The organism is Mesorhizobium sp. M0189, from assembly GCF_040322135.1.
Lineage (GTDB): Bacteria > Pseudomonadota > Alphaproteobacteria > Rhizobiales > Rhizobiaceae > Mesorhizobium.
Map to the genome: position 1 here is coordinate 195,753 of NZ_JAMYSW010000010.1, position 16,678 is coordinate 212,430.

At 63.2% G+C, this 16,678-nt stretch carries 19 protein-coding genes and 1 pseudogene; 14 read left to right on the plus strand and 6 right to left on the minus strand.

Features of this window, described 5'->3' with window-relative positions:
* Nucleotides 1–159 precede the first annotated feature (159 nt).
* The 8 genes and pseudogenes from NKJ09_RS19710 (at nt 160) to NKJ09_RS19745 (ending at nt 6,043) form a co-directional block, all read left to right on the plus strand.
* The gene (locus tag NKJ09_RS19710) at nt 160–492 is read left to right on the plus strand and encodes an ArsR/SmtB family transcription factor (protein ID WP_023722919.1); all 333 of its coding nucleotides are present in this window, start codon (nt 160–162) and stop codon (nt 490–492) included.
* A 14-nt stretch (nt 493–506) separates the two neighbouring features.
* Complete coding sequence (locus NKJ09_RS19715) at nt 507–1,013, plus strand: arsenate reductase ArsC (protein WP_352494408.1); 507 nt, start codon at nt 507–509, stop codon at nt 1,011–1,013.
* Between the two features lies 1 nt (nt 1,014).
* Nucleotides 1,015–1,701, plus strand: a complete 687-nt coding sequence (locus NKJ09_RS19720) for an aquaporin (protein ID WP_352494407.1) — start codon at nt 1,015–1,017, stop codon at nt 1,699–1,701.
* The gene (gene arsC / locus NKJ09_RS19725; RefSeq protein WP_352494406.1) at nt 1,698–2,120 is read left to right on the plus strand and encodes an arsenate reductase (glutaredoxin); all 423 of its coding nucleotides are present in this window, start codon (nt 1,698–1,700) and stop codon (nt 2,118–2,120) included. Before NKJ09_RS19720 ends, arsC begins: the two co-directional genes overlap by 4 nt.
* Before the next feature lie 137 nt (nt 2,121–2,257).
* Nucleotides 2,258–2,945, plus strand: a pseudogene (arsH, locus tag NKJ09_RS19730) (arsenical resistance protein ArsH).
* A 100-nt stretch (nt 2,946–3,045) separates the two neighbouring features.
* Entirely contained in the window at nt 3,046–3,378 is a 333-nt protein-coding gene (locus tag NKJ09_RS19735; protein WP_352481662.1) for an ArsR/SmtB family transcription factor, read from the plus strand.
* Between the two features lie 50 nt (nt 3,379–3,428).
* Nucleotides 3,429–4,805 (plus strand): NAD(P)-binding domain-containing protein, encoded by a 1,377-nt coding sequence (locus tag NKJ09_RS19740; protein ID WP_352494536.1) that lies wholly within the window; start codon nt 3,429–3,431, stop codon nt 4,803–4,805.
* The gene (locus NKJ09_RS19745) at nt 4,802–6,043 is read left to right on the plus strand and encodes an MFS transporter (protein ID WP_352494405.1); all 1,242 of its coding nucleotides are present in this window, start codon (nt 4,802–4,804) and stop codon (nt 6,041–6,043) included. Before NKJ09_RS19740 ends, NKJ09_RS19745 begins: the two co-directional genes overlap by 4 nt.
* Before the next feature lie 24 nt (nt 6,044–6,067).
* On the opposite strand, the gene NKJ09_RS19750 is transcribed toward NKJ09_RS19745, so the two are convergent.
* A complete protein-coding gene (locus NKJ09_RS19750) occupies nt 6,068–6,292 on the minus strand; it encodes a hypothetical protein (RefSeq protein ID WP_031195360.1) in 225 nt (74 codons plus the stop codon).
* A gap of 230 nt (nt 6,293–6,522) precedes the next feature.
* Nucleotides 6,523–6,888, minus strand: a complete 366-nt coding sequence (locus NKJ09_RS19755; RefSeq protein ID WP_023722928.1) for a VOC family protein — start codon at nt 6,886–6,888, stop codon at nt 6,523–6,525.
* On the opposite strand from NKJ09_RS19755, the gene NKJ09_RS19760 reads away from it, so the two are divergent.
* Complete coding sequence (locus tag NKJ09_RS19760) at nt 6,883–7,344, plus strand: hypothetical protein (RefSeq protein ID WP_352494404.1); 462 nt, start codon at nt 6,883–6,885, stop codon at nt 7,342–7,344. The genes NKJ09_RS19755 and NKJ09_RS19760 overlap by 6 nt on opposite strands.
* A gap of 44 nt (nt 7,345–7,388) precedes the next feature.
* A complete protein-coding gene (locus tag NKJ09_RS19765) occupies nt 7,389–8,264 on the plus strand; it encodes a sigma-70 family RNA polymerase sigma factor (protein WP_031195362.1) in 876 nt (291 codons plus the stop codon).
* A 352-nt stretch (nt 8,265–8,616) separates the two neighbouring features.
* On the opposite strand, the gene NKJ09_RS19770 is transcribed toward NKJ09_RS19765, so the two are convergent.
* Nucleotides 8,617–9,774: a sulfite oxidase gene (locus NKJ09_RS19770; RefSeq protein ID WP_031195363.1), complete on the minus strand. Its 1,158-nt coding sequence runs from the start codon at nt 9,772–9,774 to the stop codon at nt 8,617–8,619.
* 540 nt (nt 9,775–10,314) lie between these two features.
* Here NKJ09_RS19770 and NKJ09_RS19775 point away from each other — a divergent pair.
* From NKJ09_RS19775 to NKJ09_RS19785, 3 genes are all read left to right on the plus strand, one after another.
* Nucleotides 10,315–10,947: a DUF1326 domain-containing protein gene (locus NKJ09_RS19775; RefSeq protein ID WP_029351172.1), complete on the plus strand. Its 633-nt coding sequence runs from the start codon at nt 10,315–10,317 to the stop codon at nt 10,945–10,947.
* A gap of 8 nt (nt 10,948–10,955) precedes the next feature.
* Nucleotides 10,956–11,834: a DUF2182 domain-containing protein gene (locus tag NKJ09_RS19780; RefSeq protein ID WP_023722934.1), complete on the plus strand. Its 879-nt coding sequence runs from the start codon at nt 10,956–10,958 to the stop codon at nt 11,832–11,834.
* A 158-nt stretch (nt 11,835–11,992) separates the two neighbouring features.
* A complete protein-coding gene (locus tag NKJ09_RS19785) occupies nt 11,993–13,513 on the plus strand; it encodes an FAD-dependent oxidoreductase (protein ID WP_352494535.1) in 1,521 nt (506 codons plus the stop codon).
* A 25-nt stretch (nt 13,514–13,538) separates the two neighbouring features.
* Here NKJ09_RS19785 and dinB read toward each other — a convergent pair whose 3' ends face one another.
* From dinB to NKJ09_RS19800, 3 genes are all read right to left on the minus strand, one after another.
* The gene (gene dinB / locus NKJ09_RS19790) at nt 13,539–14,780 is read right to left on the minus strand and encodes a DNA polymerase IV (protein WP_352494403.1); all 1,242 of its coding nucleotides are present in this window, start codon (nt 14,778–14,780) and stop codon (nt 13,539–13,541) included.
* A gap of 403 nt (nt 14,781–15,183) precedes the next feature.
* Nucleotides 15,184–15,642: a GNAT family N-acetyltransferase gene (locus tag NKJ09_RS19795; protein WP_023722937.1), complete on the minus strand. Its 459-nt coding sequence runs from the start codon at nt 15,640–15,642 to the stop codon at nt 15,184–15,186.
* Between the two features lie 70 nt (nt 15,643–15,712).
* Nucleotides 15,713–16,075, minus strand: a complete 363-nt coding sequence (locus tag NKJ09_RS19800) for a hypothetical protein (protein WP_031195368.1) — start codon at nt 16,073–16,075, stop codon at nt 15,713–15,715.
* 179 nt (nt 16,076–16,254) lie between these two features.
* On the opposite strand from NKJ09_RS19800, the gene NKJ09_RS19805 reads away from it, so the two are divergent.
* A complete protein-coding gene (locus NKJ09_RS19805) occupies nt 16,255–16,557 on the plus strand; it encodes a hypothetical protein (protein ID WP_023722939.1) in 303 nt (100 codons plus the stop codon).
* The last annotated feature ends 121 nt before the right edge of the window (nt 16,558–16,678 follow it).

Below are 16,678 nucleotides of genomic sequence, written 5' to 3' on the forward strand. Positions count from 1 at the left end.
ACGAGGCCCCTCTCCCCGTCACTATACGGGGAGAGGATGCCGGCAGGCAGGTGAGGGGCAACGCAAACGCTTAGAGGGCGAATTCAAAACTGAGAGATTGCCTTGGGTCGCTGGCAGAGGCGCGTTGACTCTCTTCGCCATTTCTGGAATCCTGGAATTATGGACAAGACACTCGCCCTTTCGGCGCTTGCCGCGCTCGGCCAGGAAACCCGGCTGGACGTTTTTCGCCTTTTGGTGCGGGCTGGAGCCGACGGCGTGCCGGCGGGCGAGATCGCTTCGCGGCTCGCCGCGTTCCCGAATACGATGTCGGCCCATCTCAAGATCCTGTCGCATGCCGGCCTGGTGCGGACCGAACGGGAGGGCCGCAGCGTGCGCTATTTCGCCGATATGGCCGGCTTTCGCGATCTGCTGGCCTACCTGATGGAGGACTGCTGCAATGGCGCGCCGGAACTTTGCCAGCCTGTGATCCAGGCTGTGACCTGCAACTGCTAGAAGGGAGGTGCGCGATGAGCGAGCCATACAATGTTCTTTTTCTCTGCACCGGCAATTCGGCAAGGTCGATTCTCGCCGAGGCGATCCTGAACCGCGTCGGCGCAGGCAAGTTCAAGGCCTATTCGGCTGGATCGCATCCGAAGGGAGAGGTTCATCCTTACGCCCTTCAGCTTTTGAAAAGCCTCAACTACGACACGTCGTTCGCCCGTTCGAAAGACTGGCAAGAGTTTGCGGAGCCAGGTGCCCCAGAGATGAATTTCGTCTTCACGGTCTGCGACAATGCCGCCAACGAATCCTGTCCGGTCTGGCCCGGGCAACCGATGACGGCGCATTGGGGCGTACCTGACCCTGCAGCCGTCGAAGGCACCGAGGCGGAAAAGCATCTCGCCTTCGCCGAAGCCTACCGCATGCTCAACAACCGAATTTCGATCTTTGTCAGCCTGCCGATCAATGCGGTCGACAGACTTGCGCTGCAGAAGCGCCTCGACGAGATCGGCCGCAATCTGCCGAAGGCCGGCTGAGGTGGTTCAGCTTTCCCGACGCCTTGTTGCCGAGGCCCTCGGCACGGCTCTGCTGGTCGCCACTGTGGTCGGTTCCGGCATCATGGCTGACAGGCTGAGCAACGATGTCGCCGTCTCGCTGCTCGGCAACACCTTGCCGACCGGGGCGATCCTGGTCGTGCTCATCACCATATTCGGGCCGATCTCCGGAGCGCACTTCAACCCGGCGGTGACGCTGGTGTTCGCGCTTCGGCGTGAAATCGAAACGAACGCAGCGCTGGCCTACGTCGCCGCCCAGATTGCCGGCGGCATCGCTGGAACGTTCCTGGCGCATGCAATGTTCGAATTGCCGATCCTGGAAGTGTCGGCGACGGTGCGGACCGGAGGCGGCCAATGGATTGCGGAGCTGGTCGCCGCCTTCGGGCTGGTCTTCACCATTCTTGCCGGCCTGCGTTCGCGCCCGGATTCTATCCCTTGGTTGGTTGGGCTCTATATCACCGCCGCCTATTGGTTCACCGCGTCGACATCCTTTGCCAACCCGGCCGTCGCCATCGCCCGCGCGTTCTCCAACACTTTTGCCGGGATCCGTCCCACCGATCTGCCGGGCTTCATCGCCGCCGAGCTTTTGGGCGCGTTGCTCGCCATGGCATTGGCAGGGTGGCTGCTCGCCCAACCGAAACCAGTCGGACAGATGAAAGCTGCGCAATGACCGTCACCATCTACCACAACCCCGATTGCGGCACCTCGCGCAACACGCTGGCCATGATCAGGCAGTCCGGCGAGGAGCCGAAGGTGATCGAATATCTGAAAACCCCGCCGTCGCGCGAAAAGCTCGTCGAGCTGATCGCCGCAATGGGCATGACGCCGCGCCAATTGCTGCGCCAGAAGGGCACGCCCTATGCCGAACTTGGCCTGGGCGACCCGAAGTGGAGCGACGACGAGATCCTCGATTTTATGCTGGCGCATCCGATCCTGATCAACCGGCCGATCGTGGTGACGCCGCTCGGCACCATGCTCGCCCGACCCTCCGAAGCGGTGCTCGATATCCTGCCCAATCCGGATATCGGCCCCTTTACCAAGGAGGACGGCGAGGTCGTCGTCGACGCCAGCGGCAAGCGCGTCGCCTAGAGTATTTCGACATTTCTCGAAATTTGCTTTGACGCCACGACGGATCGCGCCTACCTATTTCGATGAAACTCGAAATAAGAAAGTTTTGAAGCCATGAAACCAGTCGATCACGCAGGGTCCCTGCCAAACATAGAGATATGGAGCAACTCCCGGCAATCGATGCATCTGCGCTGTTCGATGTGGCCGCGTCGGTCCATAAGCCTCGGATCTTGATGCTCTACGGCTCCTTGCGGGAGCGTTCCTATTCCCGCATGGCCACTGAGGAAGCCGCACGTATCTTGACCTGGCTTGGCGCTGAAGTCCGCATCTTCAACCCTGCCGGTTTGCCGCTGCCGGATTCGACGCCCGCCGATCACCCCAAGGTGAAAGAGCTGCGTGAGCTGTCGCTTTGGTCCGAAGGCCAGGTCTGGTGTTCGCCTGAACGTCACGGTTCGATGACCGGCATCATGAAATCGCAAATCGACTGGCTGCCATTGTCGTTGGGTTCGGTGCGGCCCACCCAGGGCCGGACGCTTGCCGTCATGCAGGTTTCCGGCGGCTCACAAAGCTTCAATGCCGTCAACCAACTGCGTATCCTGGGCCGCTGGATGCGTATGTTTACGATCCCGAACCAATCGTCGGTGGCAAAGGCATTCAACGAATTCGATGCGGCCGGGCGCATGAAGCCCTCGCCCTACTACAACCGCATAGTCGACGTGATGGAGGAGCTGATGAAATTCACGCTTCTTCTGCGCGAATCGGTCCGCCTATCTCACCAACCGCTATTCCGAACGCGTCGAAAGCGCGGAAGAGCTTGCCAGACGGGTAAACCAGCGGTCGATTTGAGGCAGACGATTGGCGCAAAGGGGGACGGCGATTGCCCGGTTATTCGATAATGTTCGAAATAAACGTTGACGCCCTGTCTTCTTGGAAGTATGGTATTTCCATGAAACTCGAAAAAGCAGCTGCGCAACTTGAAGCCCTCGGCAACCCGACGCGGTTGCAGCTCTACCGCACCCTGGTGCGGGCGGGCGATGAAGGGCTGCCGGTCGGGCGCATCCAGGACAGGCTCGGCATCGCCGCCTCGACGCTGTCGCATCACCTCAAGCGGCTGGTCGACACCGGCTTGGTGACGCAGGAGCGGCAGGCGACGACGCTGATCTGCCGGGCCAACTATTCCGCCATGAACGGGCTCATCGGATACCTCGCGGACGAATGCTGCGCCGACGCCACCTGTGCGCCGGCATCGGTGAAAGCGACGGCCAAGACGGCGGCGTAATTTTTTTGGCATTGTAATTCGAAACTACCGGAAGGATGGAAGATATGGATATGATCGAAAGGCTTCCCGTTGCGGTGATCGGCGCCGGGCCGGTCGGCCTGGCGGCAGCGGTCCACCTCATCGCGCAAGGTATTCCTGTCAAAGTCTACGAAGCCGGCAATGCGGTTGCATCCAATCTCAGGGATTGGGGCCATGTCCGGGTGTTCACGCCTTGGCGCTATTGCGTCGATCAGGCGGCTAGAAACCTGCTCGAGGTGCATGGCTGGCGGATGCCGGAGCCCGAGGCATTCCCGACGGCAAACGATCTCGTCGCGGACTATCTCGAGCCGCTTGCAAAGCTTCCGCAATTGTCACCGTCGGTCGAAACCGGCGCCCGCGTCGTCGGCATTTCGCGCTGGGGCGCCGACAAGGTGCTGAGCAAGGAACGCGAAAACCGGCCGTTCATGCTGGTGGTCGAAACCGCCAGTGGCACGCGGCGCGACAGCGCCCGCGCCGTCATCGATGCGTCGGGAACCTGGCAAATGCCGAACCCGCTCGGCGCCGGCGGAATTCATGCCGTAGGCGAAGCGCAATTTGCCGACCGCATCGCCTACGGCATTCCCGACATCCTCGGCCGCGACCGCAGCCTTTATGCCGGCAAGACGACGCTGGTCGCCGGCTCCGGCCATTCGGCCGCCAATGCCTTGCTGGATCTCGCCAGGCTGGCGGATATGGAGCCCGGCACGGCCTTCATCTGGACAACGCGCGGCACCGACCTGGTGCGCATCTATGGCGGCGGCGATGCCGACCAATTGCCGGCACGCGGCGAACTCGGCGCCGAAGTGCGCGAACTCGCCGAGAGCCGCGGCGTCAGACTGGTGACGGGCTTTGCAGCCGTTTCGATCCGCGATGCCGACGGCCGGCTGGTCGTCGAAGGCCAGACCAAGGACGGCTTGCAGCGGATTGGCCCGGTCGACCGCATCATCGCCGCGACCGGACAGCGCCCCGATCTGTCGCTGACGCGCGAGCTTCGGCTCGAACTCGATCCGTGGCTGGAAAGCGTCAAGGCGCTGGGACCGCTGATCGATCCCAACGAACATTCCTGCGGCGACGTGCCGCCGCACGGTCACCGCGAGCTCAGCCATCCCGAGCATGGGTTCTACACAGTCGGCATCAAGAGCTATGGCCGCGCGCCGACCTTCCTGCTGCTGACCGGGTATGAGCAGGTGCGCTCCGTCGCCGCGGCGATTGCCGGCGACATGGTTGCGGCCGACAATGTCCAGCTCGTGCTGCCCGAGACCGGCGTCTGCACCGTGCCGAGGATCGGCATTGTCGACAAGGGTTGCTGCGGCGGTCCGGCGCCGGCGGCTTCGGGCGCCTGCTGTGTCGCCGACGCCGAGGCGAAGGCGGTCGGCAAAAGCGGCTGCGGCTGCAGCGTCGCGGCATGAGCCTTCTGGCGCCTTCGCCCACCATCTTGCGCAGCCGCGGCGCGATCATCACCGCGCTTGGCCTGACGCAGATCATGGCGTGGGGGTCTTCCTACTATCTTCCCGCGGTCATCGCGCCGGCGGTCTCCTCCGATACCGGCTGGCCGCTGGCATGGGTTGTCGGCGGCCTGTCCCTCGGCTTGCTCACGGCAGGATTGATCTCGCCGCGCGTCGGGTCGTCGATCGAGCGGCATGGCGGCCGCAACGTTCTGGTGTTCAGCGCCGCATGCATCGGGCTCGGCCAGATCGGGCTGGCTCTAGCCCCTAATCTTGCGGCCTATATCGCAGCCTGGCTGGTCATCGGACTGGGCATGGGGGCTGGGCTCTACGATGCCGCTTTCGCGACGCTTGGGCGCCACTACGGCCACGGCGCGCGCTCCGCCATTACCACGCTGACGCTGTTCGGCGGTTTTGCCAGTACGATCTGCTGGCCGATTTCGGCCTGGCTTCTTGGGGAGGTCGGCTGGCGCGGCACCTGCCTGGCCTACGCTGTCTTTCAGCTGGTGATTGCGCTTCCGCTCTATCTCGTGATCCTGCCCCGCGAGGCGCCGCAACCGGCAGTCGGGCCAGGATTGCCGGTCGGGCCAGGATTGAAAGAGGTGACGCCGGCCGGCGAAGGCAATCCCGATCCGTCGATCATGATCGTGTTGGCCGCCACCCTTACGCTTGCGGCGGTGATCTCCTCGACGGTGTCGGTGCATCTGCTCACCATCCTGCAAGGCAGCGGCATGGCGCTGGCCGCGGCCGTCGGGCTCGGCGCGCTGGTCGGCCCGTCCCAGGTGGCGGCGCGCGCGATCGAGATGACCATCGCGCGCTACCACCATCCGATCCTGACCAAGTTCGCCTCGGTTACGTTTGTGGCGATCGGCGTTTCGGCGCTCTGGGCCGGCATGCCAATCATCCCGCTGGCGCTCGGCTTCTATGGCGCGGGCATCGGCCTGGAATCCATCGCGCGGGGGACGTTGCCGCTCGCGCTGTTCGGCTCGAACGGCTACGCGAAGCTGATGGGCCGCCTCGCCATGCCGAGCCTGATCGCCCAGGCGGCGGCACCCTCGGCCGGCGCATTGCTGCTGGAGCGCTTCGGCCCGCATGGGACGTTGGCCGCGCTTTCTGGTCTGGCGCTGGCCAACGTCATCCTCGCATGCGGCCTGGGCTGGCGGATGCTCCGCTGGCGGCAATCGCAGGTTCAAACCCGATAGGATTTCGACCCGCGTTCAGCGCCGTCAACTGGAGAGCGGGAGATCTTCCACGGGATCGACAAGGAAGGATGCGGCAATCAGATCGTCCGCATCGAGGCGCAGTGAGCCTTTGGCGCCGCCCATGATGGCGGCAACCTTTTGAAACGTCTTGATTTCGTGCTCGGTAATCTGGGCAGTTTGCATTCTGGATTTGAGGTCAGCGACGCGCAGCCCCAAACTGTGGGACATTCCGATTTTACGGTTCGACATGGTAAGATGCTCCTCCCCGGCCCATGTTTGTTTTGCCACCCGCCCTTATTCGCATATCCTCCGCCTGCCTAAATATGAGGCAGCGCGAATACAGCGCCCGAACGCCCGATGCAAGGGAAGGTTCCGGCGCGCAGCGGTCACGAAATAATAATACGAAGGAAGCACGGCCGATGGTCCGGCCGGAGGTAGGACTTAGGTAGGACGCCCCCCGGACAGAGGGCTCCGGTGGCTTAGCGGCTGGCGAGGACCATGCGGTTGCCTTCGCTGTCGCGAAACTCCGCCACCGTGCGCCCCGGCTGCCACGGCGCCTCATGCGGATCGGTGATGATTTCGACGCCGCCCGCCTTCAACGCCGCGCTCATTGCCCCGACATTTTCGTCGACCAGCACCAATACGGGCTCCGCGCCGGGGGCGTCGTCGGCGCGCCTGATGAAATGCAGGTTCGTCACGGCATGCGGAAATGCCAGCTCGATCCAGCGCCAGCCGCCATCGCCCATCTTCTGGTCGGCCAGGACCTGACAGGCGAGATGCCTGGTGTAGAACGCCTTGGCGCGGTCCTGGTCGAATACCGGAAGCTCGGCAAACTGGATATGCATGATCGTCGCTCCTGCTTGATGGCTGCCGCGCAGCCGCCCACGCGGGAAAGACGATGCGGGCAACCGAAAAGATTCTTCCACAAGGAGAATCTTTTCAGCGCAGCCGGTCGTCCTTCGTTCATACCAACCAGTCAGGAGACGACAATGGACTACGCGCTCATTCGATACGGTGTGAACCAAGCCGACCTGGAAGATAACCGCGCGCTGGTCGAAAAAGTGTTCGAAGCGCTGGGCGAGGCGGCACCGCCGACGGTGCGCTATCTCGTGCTCGAGCTGGACGACGGCTCGTTCGTCCACATCGTCGGCCAGAACGGCGATTCGTCGGCGCTGACCGGGCTTGCCGCCTTCAAGGCATTTGCGGAAAACCACGCCGAACGCCGTTCGACCCCGGCAATGCGATCGCCTGTCAAAGTCATCGGCAATTACCGTATGCTGGCGGATCAGGAAGCCGGGTAGCGCCTGCCATGCCGCTCGCGCAGAAACGGGATGCTACGCCGAAAATGAACAGGGCGACGTTGGAGGCGATGCTCGTCGGGTTGCGGCCAAGGCTGCATCGCTACTGCGCGCGCATGGCCGGCTCGGTGATCGACGGCGAGGACATCGTCCAGGAGATGCTGATCAACGCGCTGCAGGCGATCGACGGCGGTGCGATGGTCGAACGGCCGGAGCAATGGCTGTTTCGCATCGCCCACAATGCCGCGCAGGATCATCTGCGGCGGCGCAATCGGGAAAGGTCGCGCATGACCGAGGCCGACATGAGCGTCATCGAGGATCCCTCCGGCAGCGCCGACAGCCGGCTCGCCGCCCAGACCGGCCTGCGCTCCTTCATGCAGCTTTCGGTGCCGCAGCGCAGCGCCGTGATCCTGGTCGACGTGCTCGGCCTCAGCCTGCATGAGACCTGCGAGGTGACCGGCGCGACGCTCGCCGCCACCAAGGCCGCGCTGCATCGCGGGCGGGCGCAGCTCAAGCTGCTGGCGCTGCAGCCCGAGCAGGCGCTCGCGCCGAGGCTCGACGCCGATGACGAGCGCCGGCTGCGGCGCTATGTCGACCTGTTCAACGCGCGCGACTTCGACGCGGTCAGGGCACTGATCGCAGAGGACGTCCGGCTCGATGTCGTCAACCGCGTCCGCCTGCGCGGCAAGGCCCAGGCGTCGACCTATTTCGGCAATTACGATCGTATCAGCGACTGGACATTGTCGCTCGGCTTCGTCGACGGCAGGCCGGCGATCCTCATCCGCGACCCGCAAGCGGCCGACGGCGCCGTGCGCGGCTTCGTGCTGGTTGAATGGGCGGGCGAGGAGGTCATCCAGATCCGCGACTTCCGCTATGCGCCCTGGTGCCTGGTCGACGCGGAGATCAGGGCCGTGGAGAGGTGAGCAGAAGGCTGGAAATGGTGCGGAAATGGCGCGCGAAGGCGACATGGCCAAGGTTGCGCCACCGGACAAGTCTGCCATCGCCTCGATCACTAAGCTGAAGGGCTCCGCCCCCGATTTCGGGGACCGGTATCGTCGCGAAGAGGATCTACGGCCTACACCCGTCATGCTCGATACAGAGCGGTGCCAGCTTTCGGATCAGGCAGCCTCCTCCTGGGTGACCCAAACGCAAATTGTCACACGGCAGCAAGTTCTTAGACTGGTTCCGGTTCTCTGGAACCGGTAACCCGCTCTAACTATCTGTTTTGCCGCATTTATGCGGACGCCAAATGATTCCATTTGGCTGCAAAATGCGCTAGCCGATACGCACGCGGCGCGTCACCTGGCCATTGCTTTCCCAGTATGTGTGTTTCTTGGCAATCAAGGGATCGTCCATCGCCGGTTGAATTTGTCCCGTGGTGCTGACCGCGCGCGAGGTCACCGTGTGTTCTCCAGGAGAGGGATTTGCCCAATCCAGGGACCAAATTTTCCAGGCGTGTTCTGCCTCCTCACTGTGGTCAATGGTCGCTGGTGCCCAAGGCCCCTGATCGATTTGCACTTCGACCCGTTCGATCGGCGCCCCCCAGCCTGCTCCAATGATGGAGTAATCTGAATCTTTCCGGGTAACCTTCGCGGGCGCGGACTTTATCAGCGCTCGCCCGACCGAAGTCTCGGCCCATACGGTCTCGCCGTTGTGGTCCTCCTCCCGGATGGTGACATAGTCACGGGCCATCAGAAGGCTCATGAACCGCGTATCGCGAACCTCGATGCGTTTTAGCCACTTGACGTTGGCGATCCCGTACCAGCCTGGAGCAATGAGCCGTACCGGGAAGCCATTGGCCGCCGGCAAGGCGGCTCCATTCATTTCATAGCAGAGGAGATTGTCGGGGTTCATCGCGTCGGCGAGCGACATGCTACGAGCGAAGTTCTGCTTCATTTTTACGTCGCGTATCGGGATCTCGCCTGTGTCGGTACCGAAAAAGACGACCTCGATGCCCTTCTCCAGAACACCGGCTTCCTCGAGGATCGGGGCGAGCGGCGTCCCTGCCCAACGGGCATTGCCGATGCCGCCGGTGAAAAAGGGAAACCCGTGATTGCCCGAGCACTCCACTGTGAAAACGACCTCCTGCCGCGGTCGCGCCCTGATGTCGGCGAGCGTTAACTCCAAGGGCTTCTTGACCAGGCCTCCGATCTCCATCGACCATGTCTTCTCGTCGATCGTTGGTCGGTTGAAATGCGAGATGCTGAAGAACTTGTCGTTTGGCGTTATCCAGCTGTCCAAATCCTCCCAGACAAGCTGCTTCTGGATACCCACCGGATCGGGATTTTCGGCCGGCTGATCCAGCCACGGAATAACTTCCTCGCTCGGCCGTGTTGGAAAAGCGTAAGCCCGACGCGAGGTATAGAGAGCAGCAATTGCGGCAAGAGCCGCGCTTCCTTGAACAAGAAGTTCTCTGCGCTGAAAATCAGGCATGTTGTTTACCTCCCAGTTGATCCGGAACGGGCTGCAACGTGCCTTAGGCCGTAGCCTGATCACGGATAGGCGACACAATGTGAGGTCTGCCCATCCGGAAGTATCCGGATAGGTCAGACAATCACCGACGCAAGTCAGGCATGTGAAGCGTTGGACGAAACTCTGGCTCGCGTTTCGCATGCCAAGAGTGCGCCTTTGAGAAGGAAGTGTCCACAACTTGGACGGGACATGATGATGATTGCGGCATTCCATGCCGATTTCCGGTCCTGCCAAATCCTTGCTGCTCGGATCGCTGCCGAACGCCCCTTCTGGGGTCATTTCCGGACCTTGGCGGGTTGCGCTCGGAAACGCTTGTTTCGACCCACGTCTGCCGTTCCGATATCGCCCCGCCATCTCCGGGGGGTATGTTCACCCAAATTCGACAAGAAACCGCATTGGCCTGCCGCCTCTTGTCGCGATCACTCTTGGCGCCACAGGATGGCGGCACGGCCGGCGCAGGTGTATGATGATGGTCTAATACTTCGCATCAGGGAGGACAGCATGACGTCTTGGGAAATCAAGGGACGGGAACTCGTCAATTGCACCTGCGAATATGGCTGCAACTGTCAATTCAATGCGCTGCCCGACAAAGGCCATTGCCATGCGGTGGCGGGCATCCAGATTGACGAAGGTCATCATGGCGAAACCGCTCTCGACGGCCTGCGGATCGCCGCGATCTTCAAATGGCCTGGCGCGATCCACGAAGGCAATGGCGAAGCCATCGCTTTCGTCGACGAGAATGCAACCGACCGGCAGCGTCAAGCGCTGCTGCGCATCATGACCGGCCAGGACACCGACCCGTTCGCGACGATGTTCGCCGTCTACGCCTCAACCGTGACAAAAATGAATGAGCCGGTTTTCACCAAGATCGATCTCGACCTCGATATCGACGGCCGCAGGGGCCGCATCTTCGTCAAGGACTACATCGAAACGGTCGGCGAACCAATTCGCAACAAGGTGACGGGCGCGGACTCGCGCGCTCAGATCGTGTTGCCGAACGGCTTCGAATATGCGGTCGCCGAGATCGGCAGCGCTTCAAGCACAACCAGCGGGCCGGTTCAGGTGAATATGAAGGACAGTTACGGCCAGTTCGCCCGGCTGCATCTCAACAATCACGGGGTGGTGCGGGCCTGACGCGCCGCATGGACGGTGGGTCGCCACTGGAACGGCTGCTCAGACGCGACCGCGTCATCACGATTGCGGGCGTGGCGGCGCTGTGCCTGCTGGGCTGGCTTTATATCGTCGCCGGTGCAGGGCTCGGCATGAATGCGTGGGAGATGACGAGGGTCGCGCTATTCCCCCACCAGCAAACCGCCGACATGACCTCCGATATGTCTGGCATGGACATGCCCGGCATGGACATGAGCGCAATGGCCACGGCGACGGAACCGCGGGTCTGGGGGGCGGCGAACTGGGCGCTGATGATCGCCATGTGGTGGGTCATGATGATCGCCATGATGTCTCCGAGCGCGGCGCCGACTGTCCTGCTCTATGCGCGCGTGCATCGCCATGCGCTCGCACAAGGGCAGATCCAGGACAAGCTCGCGCCCACCGGCGTATTCATGGCAGGCTATCTCCTGGTCTGGCTGGGGTTCTCCGTCGCGGCAGCTGCGTTGCATTGGCTGCTCGAACGCGAGGCATTCGTTACCGCGGCGACGATGAGTTCGCAGAGCCGCTGGCTTTCAGGCATCGTCCTGATCGCCGCGGGCCTGTATCAGCTCTCGCCGCTCAAGAACGCCTGCCTGTCGCATTGCAGGAAGCCGACGGCGTTCCTTTCCCGCCACTGGCGTCCCCACACACTTGGCGCGCTGCGTTTGGGCGCGCTGCACGGGGCGTTCTGTGTCGGATGCTGCTGGATGCTGATGGCGTTATTGTTCGTGGGTGGCATCATGAACCTGGTGTGGGTTGCCGGGCTCGCCATTCTGGTGCTGGTTGAAAAGGCGTTTCCTGCCGGCCAGTGGGTCGGCCGGGCAGCCGGCATCGCCCTGATCGCCTGGGGCAGCGCAACGCTTTTGGTGTGACGGCCACGTAAAGTGCATCGCACCGCCCCAGCCAGGCCGGCTCACAACGCGTCGGGGCGGACCGGCGGTGACGTCAAGCTTACGCAGGCATTCAGGCGTCAAGGAACTTTGAATCCTGGCGTCCGTTTATCCGAATGTCGGGTATGAAGGGCTCCGCCATGAATGTCGGCGACGAAAGGACTGTATCCGTTTGGGCGAGAACCGAAGTCGCGCCTGATGCGGTTCCGCTCGAGCGGAGTGAACAGGTCGATGTCGTGGTCGTCGGATCTGGCATTGTCGGACTGTCGGTCGCCTACGAACTGGCCATCGCCGGGCAAAAGGTGGCGGTGCTCGATCGCGGCCGGATCGGAAGCGGCATGACGGCCCGCACCACCGCGCACCTGTCATCGATCTGCGATGACTATTTTTCGGAACTGATCAAATTGCGCGGCGAGGAACTGGCGCGGATTTACTATCAAAGCCAGTCGGCCGCTATTGACCGTATCCAATCGATCCTGGAGGCGGAGGGTATGGCGTGTGATTTCCGCCGCCTCGACGGTTTTCTGTTTCCGGCGTCGGGCAGGAAGGAATCCGTCATCGAGCGCGAACTGGACGCCGCTCTGAAGATCGGGGTCGACGTCGAGAAAACCGCAGGCGTGCCGTTTGCAGGCTTTTCGGATGGACCGATCCTTCGCTACGCCAATCAGGCGACATTCCACCCGCTCAAATATCTCCGCGGGCTGGCTGCCGGCATCCGCGCGCACGGCGGCGCGCTTTATGCGGAGACCATCGTCGATAAGGTCGAGGAGACCGACGGCGGCGTGCGCGTAAGCACGGTCTCGGGCTTTGCCGTGTCTGCCAGGTCGGCCGTTGTCGCCACCAACTCGCCGATCAACGATCGGGTCGCGCTCCATACCAAGCAGGCGCCGTATCGGACCTACGCCATGTCGTTCGAGATCGCGCGCGACGTTTTGCCGGATGCACTCTATTGGGACACGCTGGACCCCTATCACTACGTCCGTCTGCAGCCTGGCGAAGGCAAGACCGACTTTCTGATCGTCGGTGGTGAAGACCATAAGACAGGGCAGGCCGACGACGCCGACCACCGCTTCACGGCCCTGGCGGCCTGGATCAAAAAATTGGTGCCCGATGTCGGCGCGGAAGCCAATCGATGGTCCGGGCAGGTGATGGAGACGGTCGACTATGCCGGGTTCATCGGCCTCAATCCCGGTGATCGGCGAGTCTTCGTTGCTACCGGCGATTCCGGCCAGGGCATCACCCATGGGGTCGTGGCAGGCCTGTTGATTTCGGACCTGATTCTGAAGGGGGAAAGCCCCTGGCGGGAACTTTACGAACCCTCTCGCAAGACGGTACGGGCGATCGCCGATTATCTAGCGGAGAATGCGACAGCGATCAGGAGTTTTGCCGAGTATGTCGCGCCTGGTGAAATCGATTCCGCCGACAAGCTGCGGCCGGGGCAGGGCGCCATCGTCCGCGAAGGTCTTACCAAAGTCGCGGCCTTTCGCGACGAGGACGGCACGCTCTACAAACGCTCGGCCGCATGTACCCATGTCGGCTGCCATGTCCATTGGAACTCGCTGGAACGCTGCTGGGACTGCCCCTGCCACGGCTCGCATTTTGCCGTCGATGGCACGGCTTTGAACGGGCCGGCCGTATCGCCCCTGGCTCCTGCCGGATAATCTTTTTTCGCCCCGGCCGCGCAGCTCACAATTCCTTTTCGGCGAGCTCGCGAAACGCGTCGGGAACGGACCGCGACAGTCCGAGCGCGACCGAGGCGTAGCCGACCGCCTCCCAGCCGAAGCGGTCGCGGATCTTGTCGACGGCGCGATCTGCGGTCCAGCGCGCCGCGCCCTTCCTGGTGCCGGGGCGGCGGCGGTCGTCGGCGAGCCCGAGCGGCAGTTCCAGTTGCAGGCCGGCATGCTGCTCCAGATGCGAGACAGCGATCGCCAGCAGCGAGATTGTCTTTTCGTGCGGATGGTCGATGAGCACCTTGCGCACCAGCGCCTCGGCGATCTCGGCCAGCATGGCGGTTGCCGATATCGGCTGGTCGAGCGTGATCGAGCGCGTCACCGAGCGCAGGTCGGCAAAGCGGACGCGAACCGTCACCGTGCGGCCGGGGCGGGATTTCGCCCGCAATCTTGTGGCGACCCTATCGGCCAGATGCAGCAGCGCAGGCACGAAGACCTGCTCCTCGGCCGGTTTTCGGCCGAGCGCCGATTGCGCGCCGGCCGAGCGCGCCCGGCGCTGCGTCTCCAGCTTGCGCGGATCGCGGTTCCACGCCAGCGCGTTGAGTTTTTCTCCCGCCGCCGGCCCGAGCAGGCGCTCCAGCGCGCCATCGTTGGTCTTCGCCAGCTCGCCGATGGTGTTGACGCCGATGCCGGCCAGCCGCTCCCTGGTGACCGGGCCGACACCCCACATCAGCTCGACCGGCAGGTGGTGCAGGAACTCCAGCTCGTGGCGCGGATCGACCACCACCAGCCCGTCGGGTTTTGCGACCTGTGAGGCGATCTTGGCCAGATGCTTGGTGCGGGCTACGCCGACCGAGATCGGCAGGCCGAGCTCTGCCCGCACGCGGTGGCGGATCTTGCCGGCGATCTCGGCCGGCGAGCCGAACAGGTGGGTGCAGCCGGCGACGTCGGCAAAGGCCTCGTCGATGGAAATCCGCTCGACCACCGGCGTGAAATCGCCCAGCACCTTGATTGCCGCATCGCCCAGCCGCTGATAGTCCTTGAAATGGCCGCCGACGAAAATGAGTTGCGGGCAGAGTTCCCGCGCCCGCCGTCCCGGCATGCCGCCGCGCACGCCGAACGCCTTGGCTTCATAGGATGCGGCGAGCACTACCCCGCCGCCGACGGCAATCGGCTTGCCGCGCAAGGCCGGGTCGAGCAGTTGTTCGACCGAGGCATAGAAGGCATCCAGATCCGCGTGGAGGATGTTGGCTTCCATCCGGCCCGTTCGCCCGCGGCGGTTCAAACGCCGCCTTGTCTAGAGTTTTGATGAGAACATAAAGAGAACATTGTGGGCGGATTGTCAAGCGGCGCGGAGGGCAGGTGAAGGGCAATTGTTTCAGTTTGGCGCCCTCTGTCTGCCTGCGTTCCAGCGTTGGTGGTTGGCGAAAGTCGAAGCAACATCCAATCTCCCCCCTTGCGGGGGAGATGTCCGGCAGGACAGAGGGGGGTGGGACGGATCGCCAACTTCGACTTCAGTTGTTGCCAACTCGAATCAGCCTGAGGGTTTGGCTCCGATTGGTTGACAGGTCGGAGGGACAGCACCCCCCTCTGCCCTGCCGGGCATCTCCCCCGCAAGGGGGGAGATCGGCAGCTTCGCCGACGGCGCCTGCTGCAGCGACCTACAGCGCCATCTTGTAGCCGAGATGGCTGGCGGTGAAACCGAGGCGCTCGTAGAAGGTGTGCGCTTCCCGTCGACTGTTGTCCGTGGTGAGCTGAATGAGGCTGCAGCCGCGCGAACGGCACGCTTCAATCGCCCATTCGATCATCAGCTTGCCGACGCCGCGAGAGCGCCATTGCCGGGCGACGCGAACGCCTTCGATCTGGCCGCGCCAGGCGCCTTTCCTCGAAATGCCTGGAAGGAAGCTGAGTTGCAGCGTTCCGACCAATTGCCCGGCCTCGACGGCCACGGCCAGCAACTGGTTGGGATCGGCATCGATCGCGCTGAAGGCATCGAGATAGGATGGCGCGAGCGGCGTGGACGGGTCTTCCCGGTCTGCGCCGAGCGCATCGTCGGCAAGCATTGCAACGATCGCCGGCAGGTCGGGCGCCTGGGCACGACGGAATTCGATCTCGCTCATCGCGCGGAGACATACGGCGCAGTGTTGGCGATCGCAATATCCGTTTTGACTGCAAGGGGGGCGCGCGTCTTCAGGCGGCCTCCAACGCCCAGAGGCGATAGCCGTAGCGGCGGAAGAAGCGGGCGAAGAGGCGCTGCTGCCTGGCGCGGGCGAGGTCGGCGCTGCGCCTTTCCTGTCGCCAGTGCGGCATGTTGCGGAACATCGACAGGAAGCGGGCGGCGTCCTCGATCGCCTCCTCGGCCGACTGCGCCGGGCGGATCGCCGCCAGGAACAAAGCGCGGCTCGGCTTCATCCGGTCGATCGCCGCCTTGCGCTGGCGATGGCCCTGGCGCGCCGTGCGGATGCCGTCCTGGCGGATGGCCGCGAAGGCGGCAAGCATGGCCGGGCTGTCGCCGGCATAACCGCAGGCCTGGGCGAACTGGGCGAGGTCCATCGTCACTCCCTTGCATTCGGTGGACGGAGCGGCCGCGGCTGCGCCGATTCCAGCTTGCATGGTATAGAAGCATAACTCAAATAAATGAACAAGTGAAACTTTCACGTTGGTGTAAGCGGAACCGACTCGACTCCGCCTCGAAAACCGATAATGTGAACAAAGCAGGAACAACGATGGGGATGGCCATGGCATTAGCGGGCAAGGAAGCGACGATCGCCGATGTCGTCTCGATTGCCGTCGAGTGCATCGATTGCGGCCGCAACAGGTGGTGGAAGCCGGCCGAGCTCAAGCGGCATGGGGTGAGGCCGGAGACACCGCTATCAGCACTTTCCGGGCGCCTGATCTGCAAGGCCTGCCGGGCCGACGGCCTGCCGGGCGCCGCCGTTTCGATCCAGGCTGCCTTCATCGACGACCGGCAGCGAGCCCGCGCCGAGGCGCGCCTGCTCAACGGTCGAGAGCTGGAGCAATCGAGGCGGGCTTGAGGGGGAGGGCGTGCTGCTCTTCCCTTCTCCCCTTGTGGGCCTGTTGCGTAATTCGCTGATTGTGATTCTCTGAGGTGGACGGTCTGAGGGAATCGCGATGGCAGTGAAGCAGACGGGCCAG